The sequence below is a fragment of the Gracilibacillus sp. HCP3S3_G5_2 genome, from assembly GCF_052063305.1.
Classification (GTDB): Bacteria; Bacillota; Bacilli; order Bacillales; family Amphibacillaceae; genus Gracilibacillus.
On sequence record NZ_JBQHXU010000005.1, the window covers coordinates 229,492 to 246,493 of the forward strand.

17 protein-coding genes are annotated in these 17,002 nt (G+C 38.1%); all 17 read right to left on the reverse strand.

Features of this window, described 5'->3' with window-relative positions:
• Positions 1–36: 36 nt before the first annotated feature.
• The gene (locus ACTNEP_RS09850; RefSeq protein WP_441161744.1) at positions 37–3,120 is read right to left on the reverse strand and encodes an efflux RND transporter permease subunit; all 3,084 of its coding nucleotides are present in this window, start codon (positions 3,118–3,120) and stop codon (positions 37–39) included.
• Positions 3,121–3,122: 2 nt separating this feature from the next.
• Positions 3,123–3,989, reverse strand: coding sequence for an efflux RND transporter periplasmic adaptor subunit (locus tag ACTNEP_RS09855; RefSeq protein ID WP_441161745.1), 867 nt, complete (start codon positions 3,987–3,989; stop codon positions 3,123–3,125).
• Positions 3,990–4,011: 22 nt separating this feature from the next.
• Positions 4,012–4,854, reverse strand: coding sequence for a TetR/AcrR family transcriptional regulator (locus ACTNEP_RS09860; protein ID WP_441161746.1), 843 nt, complete (start codon positions 4,852–4,854; stop codon positions 4,012–4,014).
• Positions 4,855–5,088: 234 nt separating this feature from the next.
• On the reverse strand, positions 5,089–5,367 hold the full coding sequence (locus tag ACTNEP_RS09865; protein WP_441161747.1) for a hypothetical protein: 279 nt from the start codon (positions 5,365–5,367) through the stop codon (positions 5,089–5,091).
• Positions 5,368–5,554: 187 nt separating this feature from the next.
• A complete protein-coding gene (gene fabZ, locus ACTNEP_RS09870) occupies positions 5,555–5,971 on the reverse strand; it encodes a 3-hydroxyacyl-ACP dehydratase FabZ (RefSeq protein ID WP_441161748.1) in 417 nt (138 codons plus the stop codon).
• A 159-nt stretch (positions 5,972–6,130) separates the two neighbouring features.
• Positions 6,131–6,421 (reverse strand): DNA-directed RNA polymerase subunit beta, encoded by a 291-nt coding sequence (locus tag ACTNEP_RS09875; protein ID WP_441161749.1) that lies wholly within the window; start codon positions 6,419–6,421, stop codon positions 6,131–6,133.
• A gap of 29 nt (positions 6,422–6,450) precedes the next feature.
• The gene (locus tag ACTNEP_RS09880) at positions 6,451–7,281 is read right to left on the reverse strand and encodes a flagellar hook-basal body protein (RefSeq protein WP_441161750.1); all 831 of its coding nucleotides are present in this window, start codon (positions 7,279–7,281) and stop codon (positions 6,451–6,453) included.
• A gap of 17 nt (positions 7,282–7,298) precedes the next feature.
• Positions 7,299–8,123 (reverse strand): flagellar hook-basal body protein, encoded by an 825-nt coding sequence (locus tag ACTNEP_RS09885; protein ID WP_441161751.1) that lies wholly within the window; start codon positions 8,121–8,123, stop codon positions 7,299–7,301.
• 107 nt (positions 8,124–8,230) lie between these two features.
• Positions 8,231–9,229 (reverse strand): rod shape-determining protein, encoded by a 999-nt coding sequence (locus ACTNEP_RS09890; RefSeq protein WP_441161752.1) that lies wholly within the window; start codon positions 9,227–9,229, stop codon positions 8,231–8,233.
• A gap of 292 nt (positions 9,230–9,521) precedes the next feature.
• The gene (gene spoIIID / locus ACTNEP_RS09895; RefSeq protein WP_441161754.1) at positions 9,522–9,812 is read right to left on the reverse strand and encodes a sporulation transcriptional regulator SpoIIID; all 291 of its coding nucleotides are present in this window, start codon (positions 9,810–9,812) and stop codon (positions 9,522–9,524) included.
• A gap of 597 nt (positions 9,813–10,409) precedes the next feature.
• Complete coding sequence (locus tag ACTNEP_RS09900; RefSeq protein ID WP_441161755.1) at positions 10,410–11,438, reverse strand: AimR family lysis-lysogeny pheromone receptor; 1,029 nt, start codon at positions 11,436–11,438, stop codon at positions 10,410–10,412.
• Positions 11,439–11,638: 200 nt separating this feature from the next.
• On the reverse strand, positions 11,639–12,541 hold the full coding sequence (locus tag ACTNEP_RS09905) for a peptidoglycan DD-metalloendopeptidase family protein (RefSeq protein ID WP_441161757.1): 903 nt from the start codon (positions 12,539–12,541) through the stop codon (positions 11,639–11,641).
• A gap of 58 nt (positions 12,542–12,599) precedes the next feature.
• Positions 12,600–13,655, reverse strand: coding sequence for a stage II sporulation protein D (spoIID, locus tag ACTNEP_RS09910; protein WP_441161758.1), 1,056 nt, complete (start codon positions 13,653–13,655; stop codon positions 12,600–12,602).
• 247 nt (positions 13,656–13,902) lie between these two features.
• Positions 13,903–15,207, reverse strand: coding sequence for a UDP-N-acetylglucosamine 1-carboxyvinyltransferase (murA, locus tag ACTNEP_RS09915; RefSeq protein WP_441161759.1), 1,305 nt, complete (start codon positions 15,205–15,207; stop codon positions 13,903–13,905).
• A 35-nt stretch (positions 15,208–15,242) separates the two neighbouring features.
• A complete protein-coding gene (locus ACTNEP_RS09920) occupies positions 15,243–15,962 on the reverse strand; it encodes a YwmB family TATA-box binding protein (protein ID WP_441161761.1) in 720 nt (239 codons plus the stop codon).
• A gap of 79 nt (positions 15,963–16,041) precedes the next feature.
• Complete coding sequence (locus tag ACTNEP_RS09925) at positions 16,042–16,272, reverse strand: DUF1146 family protein (protein WP_441161824.1); 231 nt, start codon at positions 16,270–16,272, stop codon at positions 16,042–16,044.
• A 292-nt stretch (positions 16,273–16,564) separates the two neighbouring features.
• Entirely contained in the window at positions 16,565–16,963 is a 399-nt protein-coding gene (locus ACTNEP_RS09930; protein WP_441161762.1) for a F0F1 ATP synthase subunit epsilon, read from the reverse strand.
• Positions 16,964–17,002: the final 39 nt, after the last annotated feature.

Genomic DNA, 17,002 nt, shown 5'->3' on the forward strand with positions numbered 1-17,002 from the left:
ACAAAACAGCCTGGCAATATTCACCAGGCTGTTTGCTTATGCTTCTTTTTCTTTTTTATTCTTTTTCGTAAACCAGCCTTTAATACGTTCTGACAGGTTATCAAAGTACGTATAAACCACCGGAATCAAGACTAATGTAAAGATACTGGATGTCAATAAACCGAAGATAACGGTAATTGCCATCGGTTGCTGCATTTCTGCACCCTCACCATATCCTAAGGCTAATGGTACCATTGCTAGGACAGTAGTCAAGGTAGTCATTAGAATTGGACGTAGCCTTGTTTTTCCTGCTTCCACAATTGCCTCGTGTCGATCCATACCACGATTTCTAAGAATATTAATATAATCGACGAGCACAATTGCATTGTTAACGACAATACCGGCGAGCATGATCACCCCAATAAAGGCGGTGATAGATAGTGGTTGACCGGTGATGAATAGTCCACCAAACACCCCTATCACTGTTGCAGGCATCGAGAACATAATAATGAGCGGATGGAGGAAGTTTTCAAACTGAACAGCCATTACAGCATAGACTAAGAAAATCGACAGGATGAGCGCCAGACCTAAGTCAATAAACGCTTCTGTCATATCTTCTGCTTGACCTCCGATTGAATAGTCATAATCCTCAGGGAAGTTCATCGATGCTAAGGCATTTTCCACATTTCGTGCTACGGTACCTAAATCACTATCAGCAATACCAGATGTTATATTAACTTGACGCTCTTGGTTTTGACGAGTAATAGTTGTGGCACTTTGTACTTGCTCAAAATCTGCAATCGTCTGTAAAGAAATCGTTGTTCCTTCTTGATTTTGAATCTGTAAGTTTTCTAAGTCATTAATGGTGGTCCGCTGATCTTCCGGATACATTAATTGAACATTCATTTCATCTCCGGCTTCGCGATATTGCATAATCGTTTGACCAGTGAACCCAAGTTGAATTTGACTCATGACTTCCTGATAACTTAAACCGTATTGTGCTGCCAGTTCACGATCAATTTGAACCGTCATTTCCGGTTGAGTATCAGATAGAGAGGATGTCGGATTATAAACACCTTCTACATCTTCTAATACCATCAAGACTTGATCGGACAGTTCCTGTAATACTTCTGTTTCAGGACCAGTGATTTGAATTTGAATCGGATCTCCCAGACCAGTTGCAGAACCTGCTTCCATAACGGTTATTTCTGTCCCTGCAATATCTTGTAATTCTTCGTCTAACTGCTGAGCGATCGATGTAGTTGATTGGCCTCGCTCATCGGCTGGTATTAACTGAATTTGATACGAGGCTGCTGAGCCTCCTCCCATCAGTCCTCCACCGGCATTATCACCACTTACCGTTACATTACTGACATCAATAACATCATCGTACTCTGCCAATTTTTCATTAACTTGTTCTGTAATTTCTAGACGTTTTTCTTCATTAGTACCTGTAGGTGTTTCCACGGTAATCCCTAATTGTCCTTGATCACCTTCTGGAATAAAGGCTGTACCAATAAAAGGTAGTAGCGAAACACTTCCGATGATAGCGATAATGGTAATCGCAATGGTTGTCTTTCGTAATTTCAAGGCTGCCTCAATCACTCGCTGGTAGCCATTGATTACTTTCTGTAAGAAACGATCGAACCAGTAACGACGTCCTTTATCCTGCATCGCTTTCGTTAGGAGCTTGGATGATAACATCGGAATTAATGTGACCGCAACTGCAAGTGATGCAATAAGGGCAAACGCAACCGTTATGGCTAATGGTGTAAATAGCTCTGAAGCCATCCCCTCAACGAAAACAATTGGTAAAAATACTACAAGTGTAGTTGTGGTTGAGGCAATAACGGCTGGCGCTAATTCAGAAGCACCCTTGATTGCAGACTCCTTCATACTGTAGCCCTTTTGCCTGTATGAGACGATATTCTCGAGAATAACAATCGAGCTGTCCACCATCATTCCAATACCGAGTGCTAGACCACCCATTGTTAATACGTTTAGGGTCTCACCTGTGAAATACAATAATATAAACGTTGAGACAATCGCAATTGGAATAGACACCCCAATAACAAGTGTAGCTCTAATACTTTTCAAGAATAGCAGCAATACTAATAAGGCAAAAATCCCACCAAAAATCATATTCTGTAAAACCGAATTAATCGATTGCTTGATGAATTCTGATGTATCCACCACTACTTCCAAATTAACACTTTCTGGCAAATCCTTATTCAAGTCGTCCACTGCAGATAATATATTATTAGATACATCTACGGTATTACTATCAGACTGTTTTAGAACACTTAACACAACAGCTGTTTCGTTATTCACAAGGGTTGTCCCATTGCTTTGAAATGTATCTTTTACATTTGCTACATCTTCAACTGCTATTTGCGCACCTTGAGGTGTATGAATAATGGACTGAGCAATATCATCTATTGAATCGAATGTACCTTCAACACGTAACTGTAAATTTTGATCGCCACGTTGAATGGTGCCTGCTGAAGCAGACTGATTCGCTCCTTGTAATGCTTGTTGAATTGCTTGAGTGGACACACCATATTGCGCCATGGCTGCCCTGTCTAACTCTAGCTCAATAACTCTTTCTTCTCCACCTTCGATACTAACAGAGGCAACGCCACTTTGTCGCTCAAAATATGGCTGAATAGTATCCTCTGCTACAGAGTGTAAAGTGTTGGTATCACTTCCGGTTAAACCTACCCACATTATTGGCATTTGATTAGGGTTAAAGCGTAGAACACTTGGATCATTTGCACCATCTGGGAGTTGTGCTTTTACCTGATCTACACTTTCCCGTACTTCCAGTAAAGCATTATCGAGATTGGTACCATTTTCGAACATAATTATCACAAGGGAAGAACCTGTTTGTGATTGCGATTGAATCATATTGACGCCTTCTATCGAACTAAGGCTTCCCTCAACTGGTTCAGACACAAGATTTTCAACCTCTTGAGGCGCTGCATCTGGATAACTAGTCGCAACGACTGCTATTGGCAAATCAATCTCTGGAAAAAGATCAATCGCTAAATTTCGAACTGAAATAACACCCATTGCAATAATAGCGAGGACAATCATGATGACCCCGACTGGCCGCTTTACTGATGTGTTGACAAGCTTCATGATTAATCCTCCTCTATTACATTAATTTTGCTTTCATCTTCAAGTGTCAGTTGTCCACTTGTAATGACTTGATCCCCTTCACTAAGATCTTCAGCTTTTATTGCTGTGAGTTCAGACTGTGTTGCTTGAACACTTACTTCTACTTTTTTGGCTTTGTCTTCATCTACCACATATACATATGTTTCATCGTTTTCTTCCACTAATGCTGCAGTTGGAATTAACAGAGAATCCTCAATTACTGTATCTTCTAACACAACAGTAGCAATTACGCCTGCTTTATAGTGAGTTGTTTCATTATCAAATGACAAATCAATCGGGAATAAGCCCGCCTCATTTGCAGAATCAGCTACATATTCAATCTCTGCTTCATGTGTTTCTTCTTCAGCACTTTGTAATAAAAGAGTTACTTCTTTTCCTTTTTCAAATAAATCTAATTGAACGTCCGGTACTTGTAACTGCACGGTTAGCTGTTCTAAATCAATGATCATCGCTAGTGGGTCCTGATTGGAAACCATGGAACCTTCTTTCGCTTCCAACTGTGTAATAACCCCATCTGTTGGAGCTGTTACTTTAATGTTCCCTTGCGGACTGGAGACCGTTGCGATCGTATCATCTTCCTCTACACTATCTCCATTTTCGACTTCCAATTCATCTATTTCTCCCGCTACAGGAGGAATGACAGGTATTGTTTGATTAGGCGTTGTACGACCATAGAAATTACGTTCCATCACAAGATCGCCTTTCGTCACTTCACCTGTTTCTACTGGGGTTACGCGCTCCTCTTGTTCATCTTGCTCCTCACTGTTGTCTGCTGAACACGCAACTAATGTGATGATAACAATCATCAGCAAAAATAATAAACGCTTCATTATCTTGTCCCCTCTCAATTTTTTATAAGTATATTTTTAACTTTTGAACAGTTGGTTTAATAGTTGTATACGTTTCTAAATGATCCATCATACTTTGAATAATAATTTGTTTAGGTTCTTCTTTTTGCCATTCCTCTTCAAGTACATGTAATGCTTCGGTAATCTGTTCTATGTCACTCCTTTCCATGTCTGTAATTTGATCTTTTATTTGGTTAATGACAGATTGAATGGCCTTGTCATCTCTTTTGTTGAATATTTTTAAATCCTGATAGTGAAAAAATGGAGGAGCGGTTGTGGTTAAGATCGATTTCATTAAAACATCTATCTGATTGCTTATATAACCAGCTAATTGAGCGGGGTCGAATTCAAGATCATGAATAGCAATCCACTTGAAATACCCACTTAATAAACCATCCACTTGGATAACTGCTTCCACTATATAGGGTTTCAGCTCCTCACCATATATATTAATTAAGCGACTTTCCATCCAATCAAAACTTTGCCTATGTAGATCTATAATTAATTCATCAAACTTTTTACTTTGATGAAGATTATCACGGAAATGCATGATCAAGTATTCTTTATGCTCTTTAAATAATTGGAAAAATGCTTCGAGCTGCTTGGTAAATTGTTCAAAAGGGTTGCTTGTACCAAGTTCGATTTTGTTCAGGTTGTTCACAACTATCTCGGTATAGTATTTGTACATTTCCATTAGCAGTTCGTCTTTGGAATTAAAATGTAAATAAAACGCTCCCTTTGATACATTACTTTTATCCGCGATTTCCTGTATGGAGGTAGAATGAAAGCCTTTTTCCGAGAAGAGCTTTAAGCTCTCTTCAATCATGCGCTTTTTTTTCTCATCCAATTGAATAGCACCTCACTTTCTCTTATACGGTTACGTGTTCAAAATGTTTCACTTTTTTATTTTACTGAATGACTGGTCAGTCAGTAACAACTATAACAATAAACACTAATCATTTCAAAGAAAAGGGATCACCGAGCAAGGAGAATATGCCTAGTTATTTTAATAACCACAACAAATAACCCTGCTTCAGTTATGAAACAGGGTTTAACTTTCCTAATTAGATAGAACACTCACTTATTCTTGTGGATTATCTTGGTCGTCTATCGGCCCTTCACCATTCTCCATGGCGTCTTCCATTTGTTGTTCCGTTTCGTTTAAGTTTTCTTCTGCATTTTCACCAATATCTTCTCCAGTTCCGCCATCTGGAGCTTCGTCTGTTGGCGCTTGCTCTTCTTGTTGTGGCTGCTGTTCTTCAAGTGGTTGATCTTGATTATCATCCTCTGCTGCACAACCTGCTAACAGAGCTAGTGATAATAAAAATGCTGAAAGATACTTAACGTATTTTAATTCCATGTGATAGCCTCCTTTAAGTCTTGTTCAATGCTAGCTTTTCCAAATAATCTACAAAATATGCCATAAATTTTATTTATATTTTTTGTTTTTTAAACGTAAGAGTGAAAGTGGGATAATTCAAAATGGGTAAAAGATGAAATAAACAGAGGAGCATAAAAAAGAGAAGCTCCTAAAAGCCTCTCTTTCCTTATTTTACTGCAAACGTTATTTCTGCTTCACAGGCTAGTTCACCGTCAACTGTTGCAACGGCTTTGCCTTTTCCGATCGGTCCTTTTATACGGATAATTTCTACTTCTAGCTGGAGTTGATCCCCTGGTTTTACTTGGCGTTTAAAACGGCATTTATCAATTCCCGCAAGAAATCCAATCTTTCCTTTGTTTTCTTCCTTACTTAAAATCGCAACCGCCCCGACCTGAGCTAACGCTTCTACAATTAATACACCAGGCATGACAGGATAATCAGGGAAGTGTCCTTGAAAAAAAGGTTCATTAATGGTTACATTTTTTTTACCGGCAATTCGTGTGTCATCTTGTTCTGTTATCACATCTACTAATAGAAACGGATAACGGTGCGGGATCGTTTCTTTAATTTGTTCAATATCCATATGTATGACTCCTTTCCTCTATCCACTAAAGTATATCAAAAAGCAAAGAAAAAAGCATTGGTGGTTAAACAAATAAAAACACGTGAACCGAAAGAGAATTCACGTGTCCTATCTGTTATATGTTAACCAGTATGTCCCTTAAATAGAATCTTCCTCTTATCATTCTCCTTTTACGAAGTCAATGATATGTTGCCATGTATCCCATTTCAAGACATCTAATGAGTTGCCATCTCCAAGTATACTAAAACCTATAATAAGTCCGATCATTAAAGCAAATAAACTTGACACGACGACAATTAGAACTTTTGCCCAAATTGGGATGAGTCGTCGAACATATTTTTTTTCTTTTTGCCTCTTTTTATCTGCTCTTTTCTCTTTTTTCGCATCTGTATTTTTTTGTTCATCTGCTTTTGTTTTATTTCTGTTTTTTGCTCTTGTTTCCTGTGCCATAAGAGATGACTCCTTATAATAAAACTACACTATCTCAACTGATTAATCAGACCTCTCATCTGGTCGTGCATTGAGATTGTTCGTGCATTAAATTGATATGCGCGTTGTGTTTCGATCATGTCTGTTGTTTGTTTTGCCAGGTCTACATTGGAAGCTTCCAATTTACCACTTTCCATTCTGACATCTGCTAATCCTACTCCGTTGATAATCTCATCAAATGGATAGGTTGCAAGTGACTGTTCGGATAGACGAAATAAATTGTTGCCTGCTGCTTCCAATAAACGTGGACGTACTGCTTCGACAATTCCCAGCTGCCCTTCTACAGCTTGTACACCATTCCGCGTTACGTTGATCATTCCGTTACCATCAATGCTTAGAGCGTCCATATTATCGTCCAAAACAATCGGTTCACCACCAATGCCAAGTACCGGATATCCATCGGACGTCACGAGCATCACTTGATTATTTGCTATTGGTGACAAATAGAAGTTCCCTGCCCTGGTATAACGAATTTCATCTTCGCCATTTTCATTGATAGCTACTTGAAAAAGATGGTTATCCTCCAATAATGCAACATCAAGGTTTCGATCAGTTGTCTGGAGCGAACCTTGTGCAAAATCAAAATTAGTGTGACCAAGCTTTGCTCCACTTCCGACACGAAGTCCATCTGGTGTTAAACGCCCTATCGGATTAGTTGGGTCTGGCTCAGTATTGATTTGCTGTGACAACAAGGAAGAAAAATTCGCATCTCGATTTTTATATCCAGCCGTATTGACATTGGCAATATTATTTCCAATATTATCTAACCGTTTTTGTAATTGTCCCATCGTTACGGCAGCCTGGAAAGTCATTCTAGTCATTTGCCTCTACCCCTTTATTATCCAAGTCGTGCAATTTCATTGACAGCTCTGTCTAAACTGCGATCATATTGTTGAATAATTTTTTGATTTGCTTCAAAACTGCGGTAAGCTTGCATCATGTCTGTCATCGTTTGCGCTGCATCTACATTCGAATTCTCCAAATAGTTTTGCTGAATGGAGAATTGCAATCCTGCTACACCTCTGGCATCCACTAATGCTGCTCCATCTTCTTCAAGTTCAAATAAGTCTTGTCCATTTTTTACTAAATCATTAGGGTTAGCACTATAGGCAATTCCTAAGGGAACCTCTCCCTCGTCTAGCTGGATCATTCCTTCAGGTGTCACAGTAAACGATAGGTTGTCCGTATTGATAGGATTACCCTCATTATCTAACACGTAAAAGCCATTATTAGTCGTCAAATTTCCTTCTCCATCAACAGTAAAATTACCATTTTTTGTATAACGGATCTCACCTTCACCGTTTTGCACAGTAAAAAAGACGGAACCTCCCTCATCTGGAGTTTGTCCTTGTATCAATGCCAAATCCGTTGATACACCTGTTTCACGAATACTTCCTTGAATGAAATCAGGAATGGTTTCTTGAACATATACACCGGTGTTAATAGCACCGATTTCCGTCATTGTTGGGACGGTTGTTCCTTGTGAATTAGGAATATCACGATTTTCCATGCGTCGAATCAATAGCTCAGGAAATGCTCTCAATGTTGTTTGGTCTTGTTTATATCCAGGTGTTTGTGCATTCGTCATATTATTGGATAATACTTCTTGTCTACGCTGCTGTGCTAGCATTCCATTAGTAGCTGTGTAAAAACCTCTTAACATATACAGAACTCCTCTCCGATTGACGTAAAAAGTCTATGTTATAATCTAGCTCTCACGCCGAGAAATAGTAAGACTGCTCTCATCTCTACGATAACAAGAACTATGTATTAAACAATCGAACGTTCTAATTTATCTATGTTATCTAACATAATACCTGTACCTTTAGCTACACAATTCATTGGCTCTTCTGCTAATAAAACAGGCACTTTCAGTTCCTCTGCCAATAATTGATCTAAGCCATTCAACAACGCACCACCGCCAGTTAGTATCACACCTCTGTCGATAATATCTGCTGATAATTCTGGTGGTGTTTTTTCTAAAACTGTCTTCGCTGATTGGACAATTAAGGAAATAGATTCTCTAAGTGCTTCTTCCACTTCTTCGGAATGAATCGTAATCGTTCTTGGTAAACCAGTCACCATATCACGACCGCGAATATCAATTTCCTCGTTACGAGCTCCTGGGAATACTGTGGCAACATTTATTTTAATATCTTCTGCCGTTCTTTCACCAATTAATAATTTATATTTACGCTTTACATACTGAAGGATTTCTCCATCGAATTTGTCACCGGCCATTTTGATAGATTGTGCCGTTACGATATCTCCCATAGACAATACCGCGATATCTGTTGTTCCGCCACCGATATCAACAACCATGTTCCCGCTTGGCTGGAAAATATCCATACCAGCACCGATTGCGGCTACTTTTGGCTCTTCTTCTAAGTAAACTTTTTTTCCACCGGATTTTTCCGCTGCTTCTTTGATTGCTTTTTGTTCAACCTTTGTAATATTAGTCGGGCAGCAAATTAACATTCTTGGTTTTGATAAAAACCCTTTGACATTAATTTTGTTAATAAAATATCTAAGCATTGACTCTGTCACATCAAAGTCTGCAATAACGCCATCCTTTAATGGTCGAATTGCCTCAATATTTCCTGGTGTTCGCCCCACCATCCGGCGTGCTTCTTCACCAACTTCCAACACTTTCCCAGTATTACGGTCCATTGCAACAACAGACGGTTCATCTAACACAATACCTTTTCCTTTGACATGAATAAGTACGTTCGCAGTTCCTAAATCTATTCCAATATCTCTTGAAAACATGAATGGTTATCCTCCCTATTTCAATACCTTACTATTATGTTTAATATCGGTCATTTAATGATGTTTATGTAGTTTGCTAGTTGATGTCTTTCTGAATTATAGTACATAATACCTCTAATTATATATAATATCATAAAATAGTGAAAATCGTTATATCTTTCCAGAAAAAAATGTCGTTATTTTTATAATTTTAATGGATTTTCCCGGAATAACTATGATAGCAAGGAGTATCAGTTGTTAGTATGATGTCCAAAGAAGGTAAATGTATGAATTAGAGAGGATATCAAATTCATTATTTTGATATTAGTTCTTCTGTCTCGGTTAGTGCTTTTTTACTATGCATTTGATATTTCATTTTAGTAGCTTCTCCACCTCTCAGATGGCGAATTGCTTTATGGTGGCTTAGTATTTCTTTGACTTCATTTGCTAATTCGGGATGTAGTTCAGGTAAGCGTTCTGTTAGATCTTTGTGAACCGTACTTTTTGAAACTCCAAATTCCTTGGCAATAACTCGAACCGTCTTCTTCGTGTCGACAATGTACCTACCAATCCTTAATGTTCTCTCTTTGATGTAGTCATGCACATCACTCGCCTCCCAAAAGTTGTCAGTCCAAGGTGTGAACAGAGACAAGTACTATTATATATAGTGAGACTTCAACAGTAGGGATGTTTTTCCCACACTGATGGATAGTGAAACTCATCATGATGTGAGCCGCCATGCTCATCCTCTTCGTCTGCATAATGCCTGATACTTGAAGTATGGGCCATTACCGACGGTTATCACCATGATAAAATTAACCACGATACCTAAAGTTGCATCCTCACCTTAGACAAATAAAACATAATTTGTACCATCATATTAAATAGCGCATCCCATTATGACAGTAATTTTAGGGCGGTCGATTTCAAACAGCATTAACCTGCAAAAACTCGAGTAAGGGATAATGCCTATTTTAAAAAACGTTATCTTCTTCACGAATGGTTGACCGATAGTAGATATGGACTGCTTCTTTTTGTCGCGATACAGGTTTTCGAAACAGCTCGACGATATCCCTGACACGATGAACCCAGAAAAAAAGTGATGGCTAACTGCCATCACTTTTCAACCAATATCACCGTAATCTGGATCTGATTTTTTTCTCAACTTCATACACTATTCTCCTAATCACATTTTATCGCTTTATATTCCTAAACCTTCTGAAGCCTTCAGTGGTAGTCTTGCGAAAAAATGATCACTCCTTTTCTCCATAAAGTGTTGATAAGAATATATGAAAAAATGGTGCTCTCTTGTCGCTAAGCCTAAGTAATATTGTGTAAAGGGAGTTGTGATATTTAGATCTTCTAACATTTTCTTTGCCAATTGATCGTTTCCTTTGGCAATTTCTAGGTGTGCTTGTTCTACAGGATCATTGGTCGTTACTCCATTCACTCTTCCAAAATGAGCACAGATAAATGGATACGTTTTATTTGTAATGTGATTTAATATTTTCTGGTCATCTAAGCAATTAGCTATGTACTTCGCTTCTTCGATATGGTAGACACTAGATTCGAAATCTTCATATATATAACTAAGTGCTAAGTCTAAATGGAGTTGTGCTTTTTGTCTAATGTGGTAGGGCATGAGCAGTGCTTCATAGGCATGTTTTCTAGCTAGAATTAATTCATTTCTCTTCCAATAGTATTGGAATAATAAGATTTGCATCCTAATTTGGCAAAATGTAATAAATAGTGGATTTTCGATATGGTGTAGTTGTTTTTGAATTTTATTTAAAAAGCAGCCTATCCGTTCATAGTTGTATACCTTTATATCCATTTCAATATATAAAAAGTATTTTAAGCATCTCAATTCTGGATGTTGAGTAGATATCGATTTCGGTTGTTTTCTAATGGTATGAACAGGTTTCTCACTTTTTAAATCTAGCATGGATTGATAAAGCATAGCTGATTCCTGATTTAAATCATTCAAACTTGCTTGATTGACTTCAATAAAATATTGTAAGTCCTGATAACATTCATTCATGTAAAAATATTCTAAAGCTAATCGCTTGTCCAGGTCTGAATTGCTTTTATATAAAAATTCTTTTGCCATTTCTAGTTGTGCTGCTTCATCACTATCAAGGCTAATCATTGTTAAAAACTGAGAGAATTGCAGTTCCTTTTCCGATTCAAAATGGTTCATTGTCCCAGTGCTTGTTTTTATTTGTACCATCATTTACCTCCTTTCACAGTTACCTATTATTTCATATTCAAGAAATTATGCAATAGGTTTTTTGATAGAATCGTTCGTCAAATAATTAGGGATATCGACAGTTTTTGATTGGATTTCATAGTGTTTAAGTAGAAAGTATAGGAATAGCGTTGAAAAATGAAAAATCTCCCTACCTTTTTTCACAGGTAAGGAGATTTCCATTACGCTCGTTCCATAGCGCTGGAAGATTCTGTGTTGTTATTTCCCAAGTCTGTATCTTCTTCCGATTCTGTTGAGCTTTCGTCTTCTGTCGAACTCTCATCTTCTGTTGAACTCTCATCTTCTGTTGAGCCCTCATTTTCCTCTGAACGCTCATCTTCTCTCTCTTCATCTTCAGTTGCCGAATCGTTGTCTTCTTCCTGGTCTGGTGCTACAATCTTATTAATAGGTTCATTAATAAAAAGCTCCGGATTGACTGGTGTTCCATCTTTTCTTACTTCAAAATGTACATGAACACCGTTATCTTGACCAAGTGTATTCTGTCCAGCTGTTCCGATGGTTTCACCTTGCTCTAGCTCATTACCTTCTTCAACAAGTACTTCTTCTAAACTAGCATAGTATGTCGAAATACCCTGTTCATGCTCCATCTTCACAACATTACCTAATAATGGATCATGCTTCACCTCTGAAACTGTTCCAGATAATGATGCTTTTACATCAAATGCTTGATGATCTGATGTTGAAATAGCAATCCCATCACTTTGGTAGTATTTGTTTTGATGTAAAATGAGCGCCTGTTCTTGTTCTTCTGCATCTGCTCCATAATCATAAAATTTGGTCACAATTTCCACTTGCAAGTCTTCTGAAACTGGCATCTCTAGTACTTCCTGTTGTTGCATGACAGTAGTTGCATCTTCTTCATCTTGAGCTTGTTGATCTGCTTGTTCATTTAATTGATTTTCCATGTCTTCTGCTACCTCTGGTACTTGATTGATAGCATTCTGATACCATAGAACTCCTGTTAAAAGTAGAGCAGCTACCGCTAGATATACAGCAGGAAAAAACCATCTTTTCTTGAAGATACGTTTCCAACTATTTTTTGAAACGTTCTTGTTTTCCTCCATTATGCATCACCTCAGCTACCATTGTGATCAAATAGAGGAAGATTTATACATGTTTTTTTTATTTTTTTGCTAAAAGTGTTGGTGTAGTCTGTTCTAATGTACTTACTTGCGCACCTTGGTAATAGTGCTCAATGATGTCTTGATAGTCCTTTCCTTCTTGTGCCATACCGTTTGCACCGTATTGGCTCATTCCAACGCCATGACCGTATCCTTTAGTTGTGAAGACATAATGATCATTCTTTTTGGTTACAGTGAAGTCATTAGAAGGAAGATTTAGCTTTTCACGGATCTCACGTCCCGTTAACGTTTCATCACCAATTTGGGCAGTTGCTACTCGTTTACTCTCTGTTCTTGTTAATTGAAAATCCTCTAATTGAGTGAGAGTAATTTCTAAGTTCTCTTCTAAATCTGCTTTCGTAAATACTTGTTGGTCAAAAAACCTAGGAGAAATTTCCTCATCCCATGGACTCTCAACAGTCCGTAAATACGGTAATTCACTTTCCCAGTAATCTTCGGAATTCTCCGTATAACCATTACTAGTAGAAAAGAAAGCTGGAGTAATAGGCTGATCGCTATAAGTAATAATTTCCCCTTGTGTTTCGGCTACAGCTTGCGTGATTTTATCCATTTTCCAATGGTAATCACTGCCCCAAACTTGCCGTAATTCATCTTTATTTTTATATACTTGATGATCGATTGTGTCTTTTACATCTGCTCCACCAGGAAGATCTTCTGGCTGTTCTTGGATCAGAAAGCGCACAATGTACGTTCTTGCTGCCAATGCCTGTGCCTTTAATGCCTCTAATTCAAAATCTGCGGGCATTTCAGAAGCAACTACATGCGTTACATACTCCTCTAACGGGATTTCTTCCACTTCATTCGTTTCCGTTCGTAATACTTCGACATCAAAAGGAGATTCTAATGTAATGGGAGCTTCTGTTGTTCCATTGTTGCTTGGTTCGCTTTCTACTGATGCTTCTGTCGATTCCTCCCCCTTAAAAGGGATGACAATAAGGGTTGGGATGACAAACATTAAGGTAAGTAATGTTGTTAAAATAAGAATAGTTGGTAATTTCCAATTTATTTGTGACTTGTTTTTCTGCCACTTGGCCATGGATAACCTCCTCTGTGATTCTTGTTTTTCTACTCTATCTTATTCACAAGAATACGAGGTTAGAACAAAGAACAAAACATTGATAAAGTAAGACTACGATTAGTGGGGTCTTACAGACGTTTATCTTTTGTGATACAAATCATAGAGCTTGTACAGAACTGGTACAAACAGTAGGAATTATTTCTGCTGGTACTATAGGAAAAAATAAAAAAAGAGGACGAGCTTCTATTAAGCTGTCCTCTTTCTATTATTGCACTTCTACTTGTTGTACTTCTGCTATAATAGTAGTTTCTTGTTGTTTTACCCGTTCAATATCTGCGCCTAAGCTAGCAAATTTTTCTGTGATATCCACATACCCTCTGTCGATATGGTGTAGAGAAGTGACACGAGTATACCCTTCTGCTACCAATCCTGCTAAAATTAAGGCTGCTCCGGCACGCAAATCAGTCGCAGCTACTTCTGCCCCCTGAAGATTGACAGGACCTTCTACGATGACGCTACGGCCTTCTATTTTTAATTTAGCATTCATTCTACGAAATTCCTCGACGTGCATAAAACGATTTTCAAAAACTGTTTCAGTAATCACTCCGGTACCTGATGCCTGTAACATCAAAGCCATCATTTGTGATTGCATATCTGTCGGGAATCCTGGATGTGGTAATGTTTTAATATCTGTTGCTTTTAATTTTTTGGGTCCAATAACACGGATACCATTTCTCTCTTCCGTAATCTTAACGCCCATCTCTTCCATTTTTGAAACGAGGGCACGAATATGTTCAATTTCGGCATTTTCTATTAAGACATTACCACCAGTAATAGCTGCTGCTACCATAAATGTTCCTGCTTCAATACGGTCTGGAATAATCGTATGCTCTACTCCATGAAGCTTGTCGACACCTTCGATTTTAATTGTTTCAGTTCCTGCACCTGTAACTTTAGCACCCATTTTATTTAAGTAATTCGCTAAGTCTACTATTTCCGGCTCTTTTGCTGCGTTCTCAATAGTCGTTCTTCCTTGTGCAAGAGCGGCTGCCATCATAATATTTTCGGTTGCCCCAACACTTGGCATATCCAAATATATTTTAGCCCCTTTTAATCTACTTCTAGTAGAAACTTCGACAAAGCCATTACCAACATGGACATCGGCCCCCATAGCTTCAAACCCTTTTAAATGCAAGTCAATTGGTCGTGATCCAATCGCACATCCACCAGGCAAAGCGACCTTTGCATGACCATAACGTGCTAAAAGAGGTCCTAAAACGAGGACTGATGCTCGCATTTTTCTTACATATTCAAAAGGTGCTTCCGTTAATAATGGTTTTGTTGCATCAACTGTTACCGTATTTGCTTGATAAGTCACTTCTGCGTTCATATGCTTTAATACTTGATTTATTGTGTGCACATCTGCCAATGCAGGTACTTCGTGTATAATGCTTTTTCCTTCACTTGCGATTATGCTTGCGGCAATGACAGGCAGTACAGCATTTTTTGCTCCTTCAACTCTTACAGTACCGTTTAACTGTCTGCCACCACGTACGATGATATTTTCCAAGGCTCATTCTCCTCTGTAGACCATATTCATTATTATTAGTATTCATGTATTAGGATAGGTGTTCCTATAGTGACAGTTGTCCGCTCTCCTATCCGCTCTCTAACTGCGATTTGTACGTTAATTTTTTCATCATTCTGTTGCTTCAATTTATTATTCCAATCTGGTGTGAAGCCTGTCCATGAATGGAAATGTGGTTCATTTATTTCATCGATTATTGTCAAATTCAGTCTTTTATTCAAAAAATTTATTAAACAAACAATATCTATAATACCATCATTCCAGGCTTCAACACAAGTAAAATATTGAGCATTTTCTGTAAATAGTTCATTTGTTATTGTCCTGGTTCTTTCTTTGTATCGATTTAGTACATCAGGTGCTGTTTCGGTCGATGTAATAGTATAAATAACTTGGTAGTGATTTTTTTGTTCATCAGTGCGCACTAATAACAGTGATTCGCTAATACCAGTAGATTCTTGTCGGTCTGACTCGAATTTGATCCGACTATTTTCTTCGTTTTCTTGCATACTTAATTGATACCCATTGATTGTAGCAATAAAACTATTAATGTCTGTTATTTTTCTTGACTCCTTAATAGTAGTTTGTAAGTTTGATAGTTGCAGATTATACTGATCCACTATTTCTATCATGTCGTCTATTTCGTTGTCATTATCTATATCTGTTTTCGTCTCTATTAATGTTTGATCTATCCAAAACATCATGCCAACAGTTACAAGTGTAATAAACAAATACTTCATTTCCCGCTCTCCTTTTTTTAATAGAAGTATTGTCAGGAAATGAAGTATTCATACTTTTTTTATTAAATTATTTTGGATTTTAGAAAAGGTATATCAATTGTTGAGACCATTTTAAGAAGTCTAAGAAAAAGTTACTCACGGTTGAACCAATCGCAATAGTGATGAAAATAATGAGTATCCGTGCTTCATATACCTTATTTTTGCGAAATAATTCATCAAAATTAACTGCTTGAAGCACTTGCCACGTAATGATAATAAAAATAAGATGTGACAGTATTCCAATTAAGCCCTCTTGGGCCAAGCTTTGCATCATAATATATCCCTCGTTTTCATGCTTTTTGTATATTTTAACACATCTATCAATGATTCGCCTTTATTGGATATCCTTCGATATTTCCCGGGAAATTCAGATAAATTATTATCTATCGACAGGGGCTTCTTGCAACTTTCGGGGGGCTTCTTGCAACTTTCGGGGGGCTTCTTGCAACTTTCGGGGGGCTTCTTGCAACTTTCGGGGGGCTTCTTGCAACTTTCGGGGGGCTTCTTGCAACTTGAAAAAGGGCTGCACTCAACCAAATGGTTGAGGCAGCCCTTTTTCATGATTATCTATTTTCTACAACGTCGATTCGGTTTAAGGCACGTTTAAGTGCTAATTCTGCCCTTCTGAAATCTATTTCATCTTGCTTAGCTTGTAAACGACGTTCTGCTCGTTCCTTCGCTGCACGGGCACGCTCAATGTCAATATCTTCAGGTCGCTCTGCTGATTGTGCAAGAATTGTCACTTTATCAGGACGAACCTCAAGGAATCCTCCACTTACAGCGATTCGTTGTGGATTCTCCCCTTTTAAGCGCACCGCACTAATGGACAGTGGTGCAACGAGCGGAATGTGACCTGGTAAGATCCCAAGCTCTCCACTCTCAGCTTTACAGCTAACCATTTCAAATGAATCTTCCAGAACAGGGCCATCCGGAGTAACAACACTTACTGTTAGTGTATTCAACAGAACCCCTCCTTAGGCTATAATAAATGGCAAATCGGG

Excerpts from the sequence above, each read along its gene's own strand:
- ACTNEP_RS09850 (WP_441161744.1), bottom strand. The coding sequence starts at position 3,120 with ATGAAGCTTGTCAACACATCAGTAAAGCGGCCAGTCGGGGTCATCATG.
- ACTNEP_RS09855 (WP_441161745.1), bottom strand. The coding sequence starts at position 3,989 with ATGAAGCGTTTATTATTTTTGCTGATGATTGTTATCATCACATTAGTT.
- ACTNEP_RS09865 (WP_441161747.1), bottom strand. The coding sequence starts at position 5,367 with ATGGAATTAAAATACGTTAAGTATCTTTCAGCATTTTTATTATCACTA.
- fabZ (WP_441161748.1), bottom strand. The coding sequence starts at position 5,971 with ATGGATATTGAACAAATTAAAGAAACGATCCCGCACCGTTATCCGTTT.
- ACTNEP_RS09875 (WP_441161749.1), bottom strand. The coding sequence starts at position 6,421 with ATGGCACAGGAAACAAGAGCAAAAAACAGAAATAAAACAAAAGCAGAT.
- ACTNEP_RS09880 (WP_441161750.1), bottom strand. The coding sequence starts at position 7,281 with ATGACTAGAATGACTTTCCAGGCTGCCGTAACGATGGGACAATTACAA.
- ACTNEP_RS09885 (WP_441161751.1), bottom strand. The coding sequence starts at position 8,123 with ATGTTAAGAGGTTTTTACACAGCTACTAATGGAATGCTAGCACAGCAG.
- ACTNEP_RS09890 (WP_441161752.1), bottom strand. The coding sequence starts at position 9,229 with ATGTTTTCAAGAGATATTGGAATAGATTTAGGAACTGCGAACGTACTT.
- ACTNEP_RS09900 (WP_441161755.1), bottom strand. The coding sequence starts at position 11,438 with ATGGTACAAATAAAAACAAGCACTGGGACAATGAACCATTTTGAATCG.
- ACTNEP_RS09905 (WP_441161757.1), bottom strand. The coding sequence starts at position 12,541 with ATGGAGGAAAACAAGAACGTTTCAAAAAATAGTTGGAAACGTATCTTC.
- spoIID (WP_441161758.1), bottom strand. The coding sequence starts at position 13,655 with ATGGCCAAGTGGCAGAAAAACAAGTCACAAATAAATTGGAAATTACCA.
- ACTNEP_RS09920 (WP_441161761.1), bottom strand. The coding sequence starts at position 15,962 with ATGAAGTATTTGTTTATTACACTTGTAACTGTTGGCATGATGTTTTGG.
- ACTNEP_RS09925 (WP_441161824.1), bottom strand. The coding sequence starts at position 16,272 with ATGCAAAGCTTGGCCCAAGAGGGCTTAATTGGAATACTGTCACATCTT.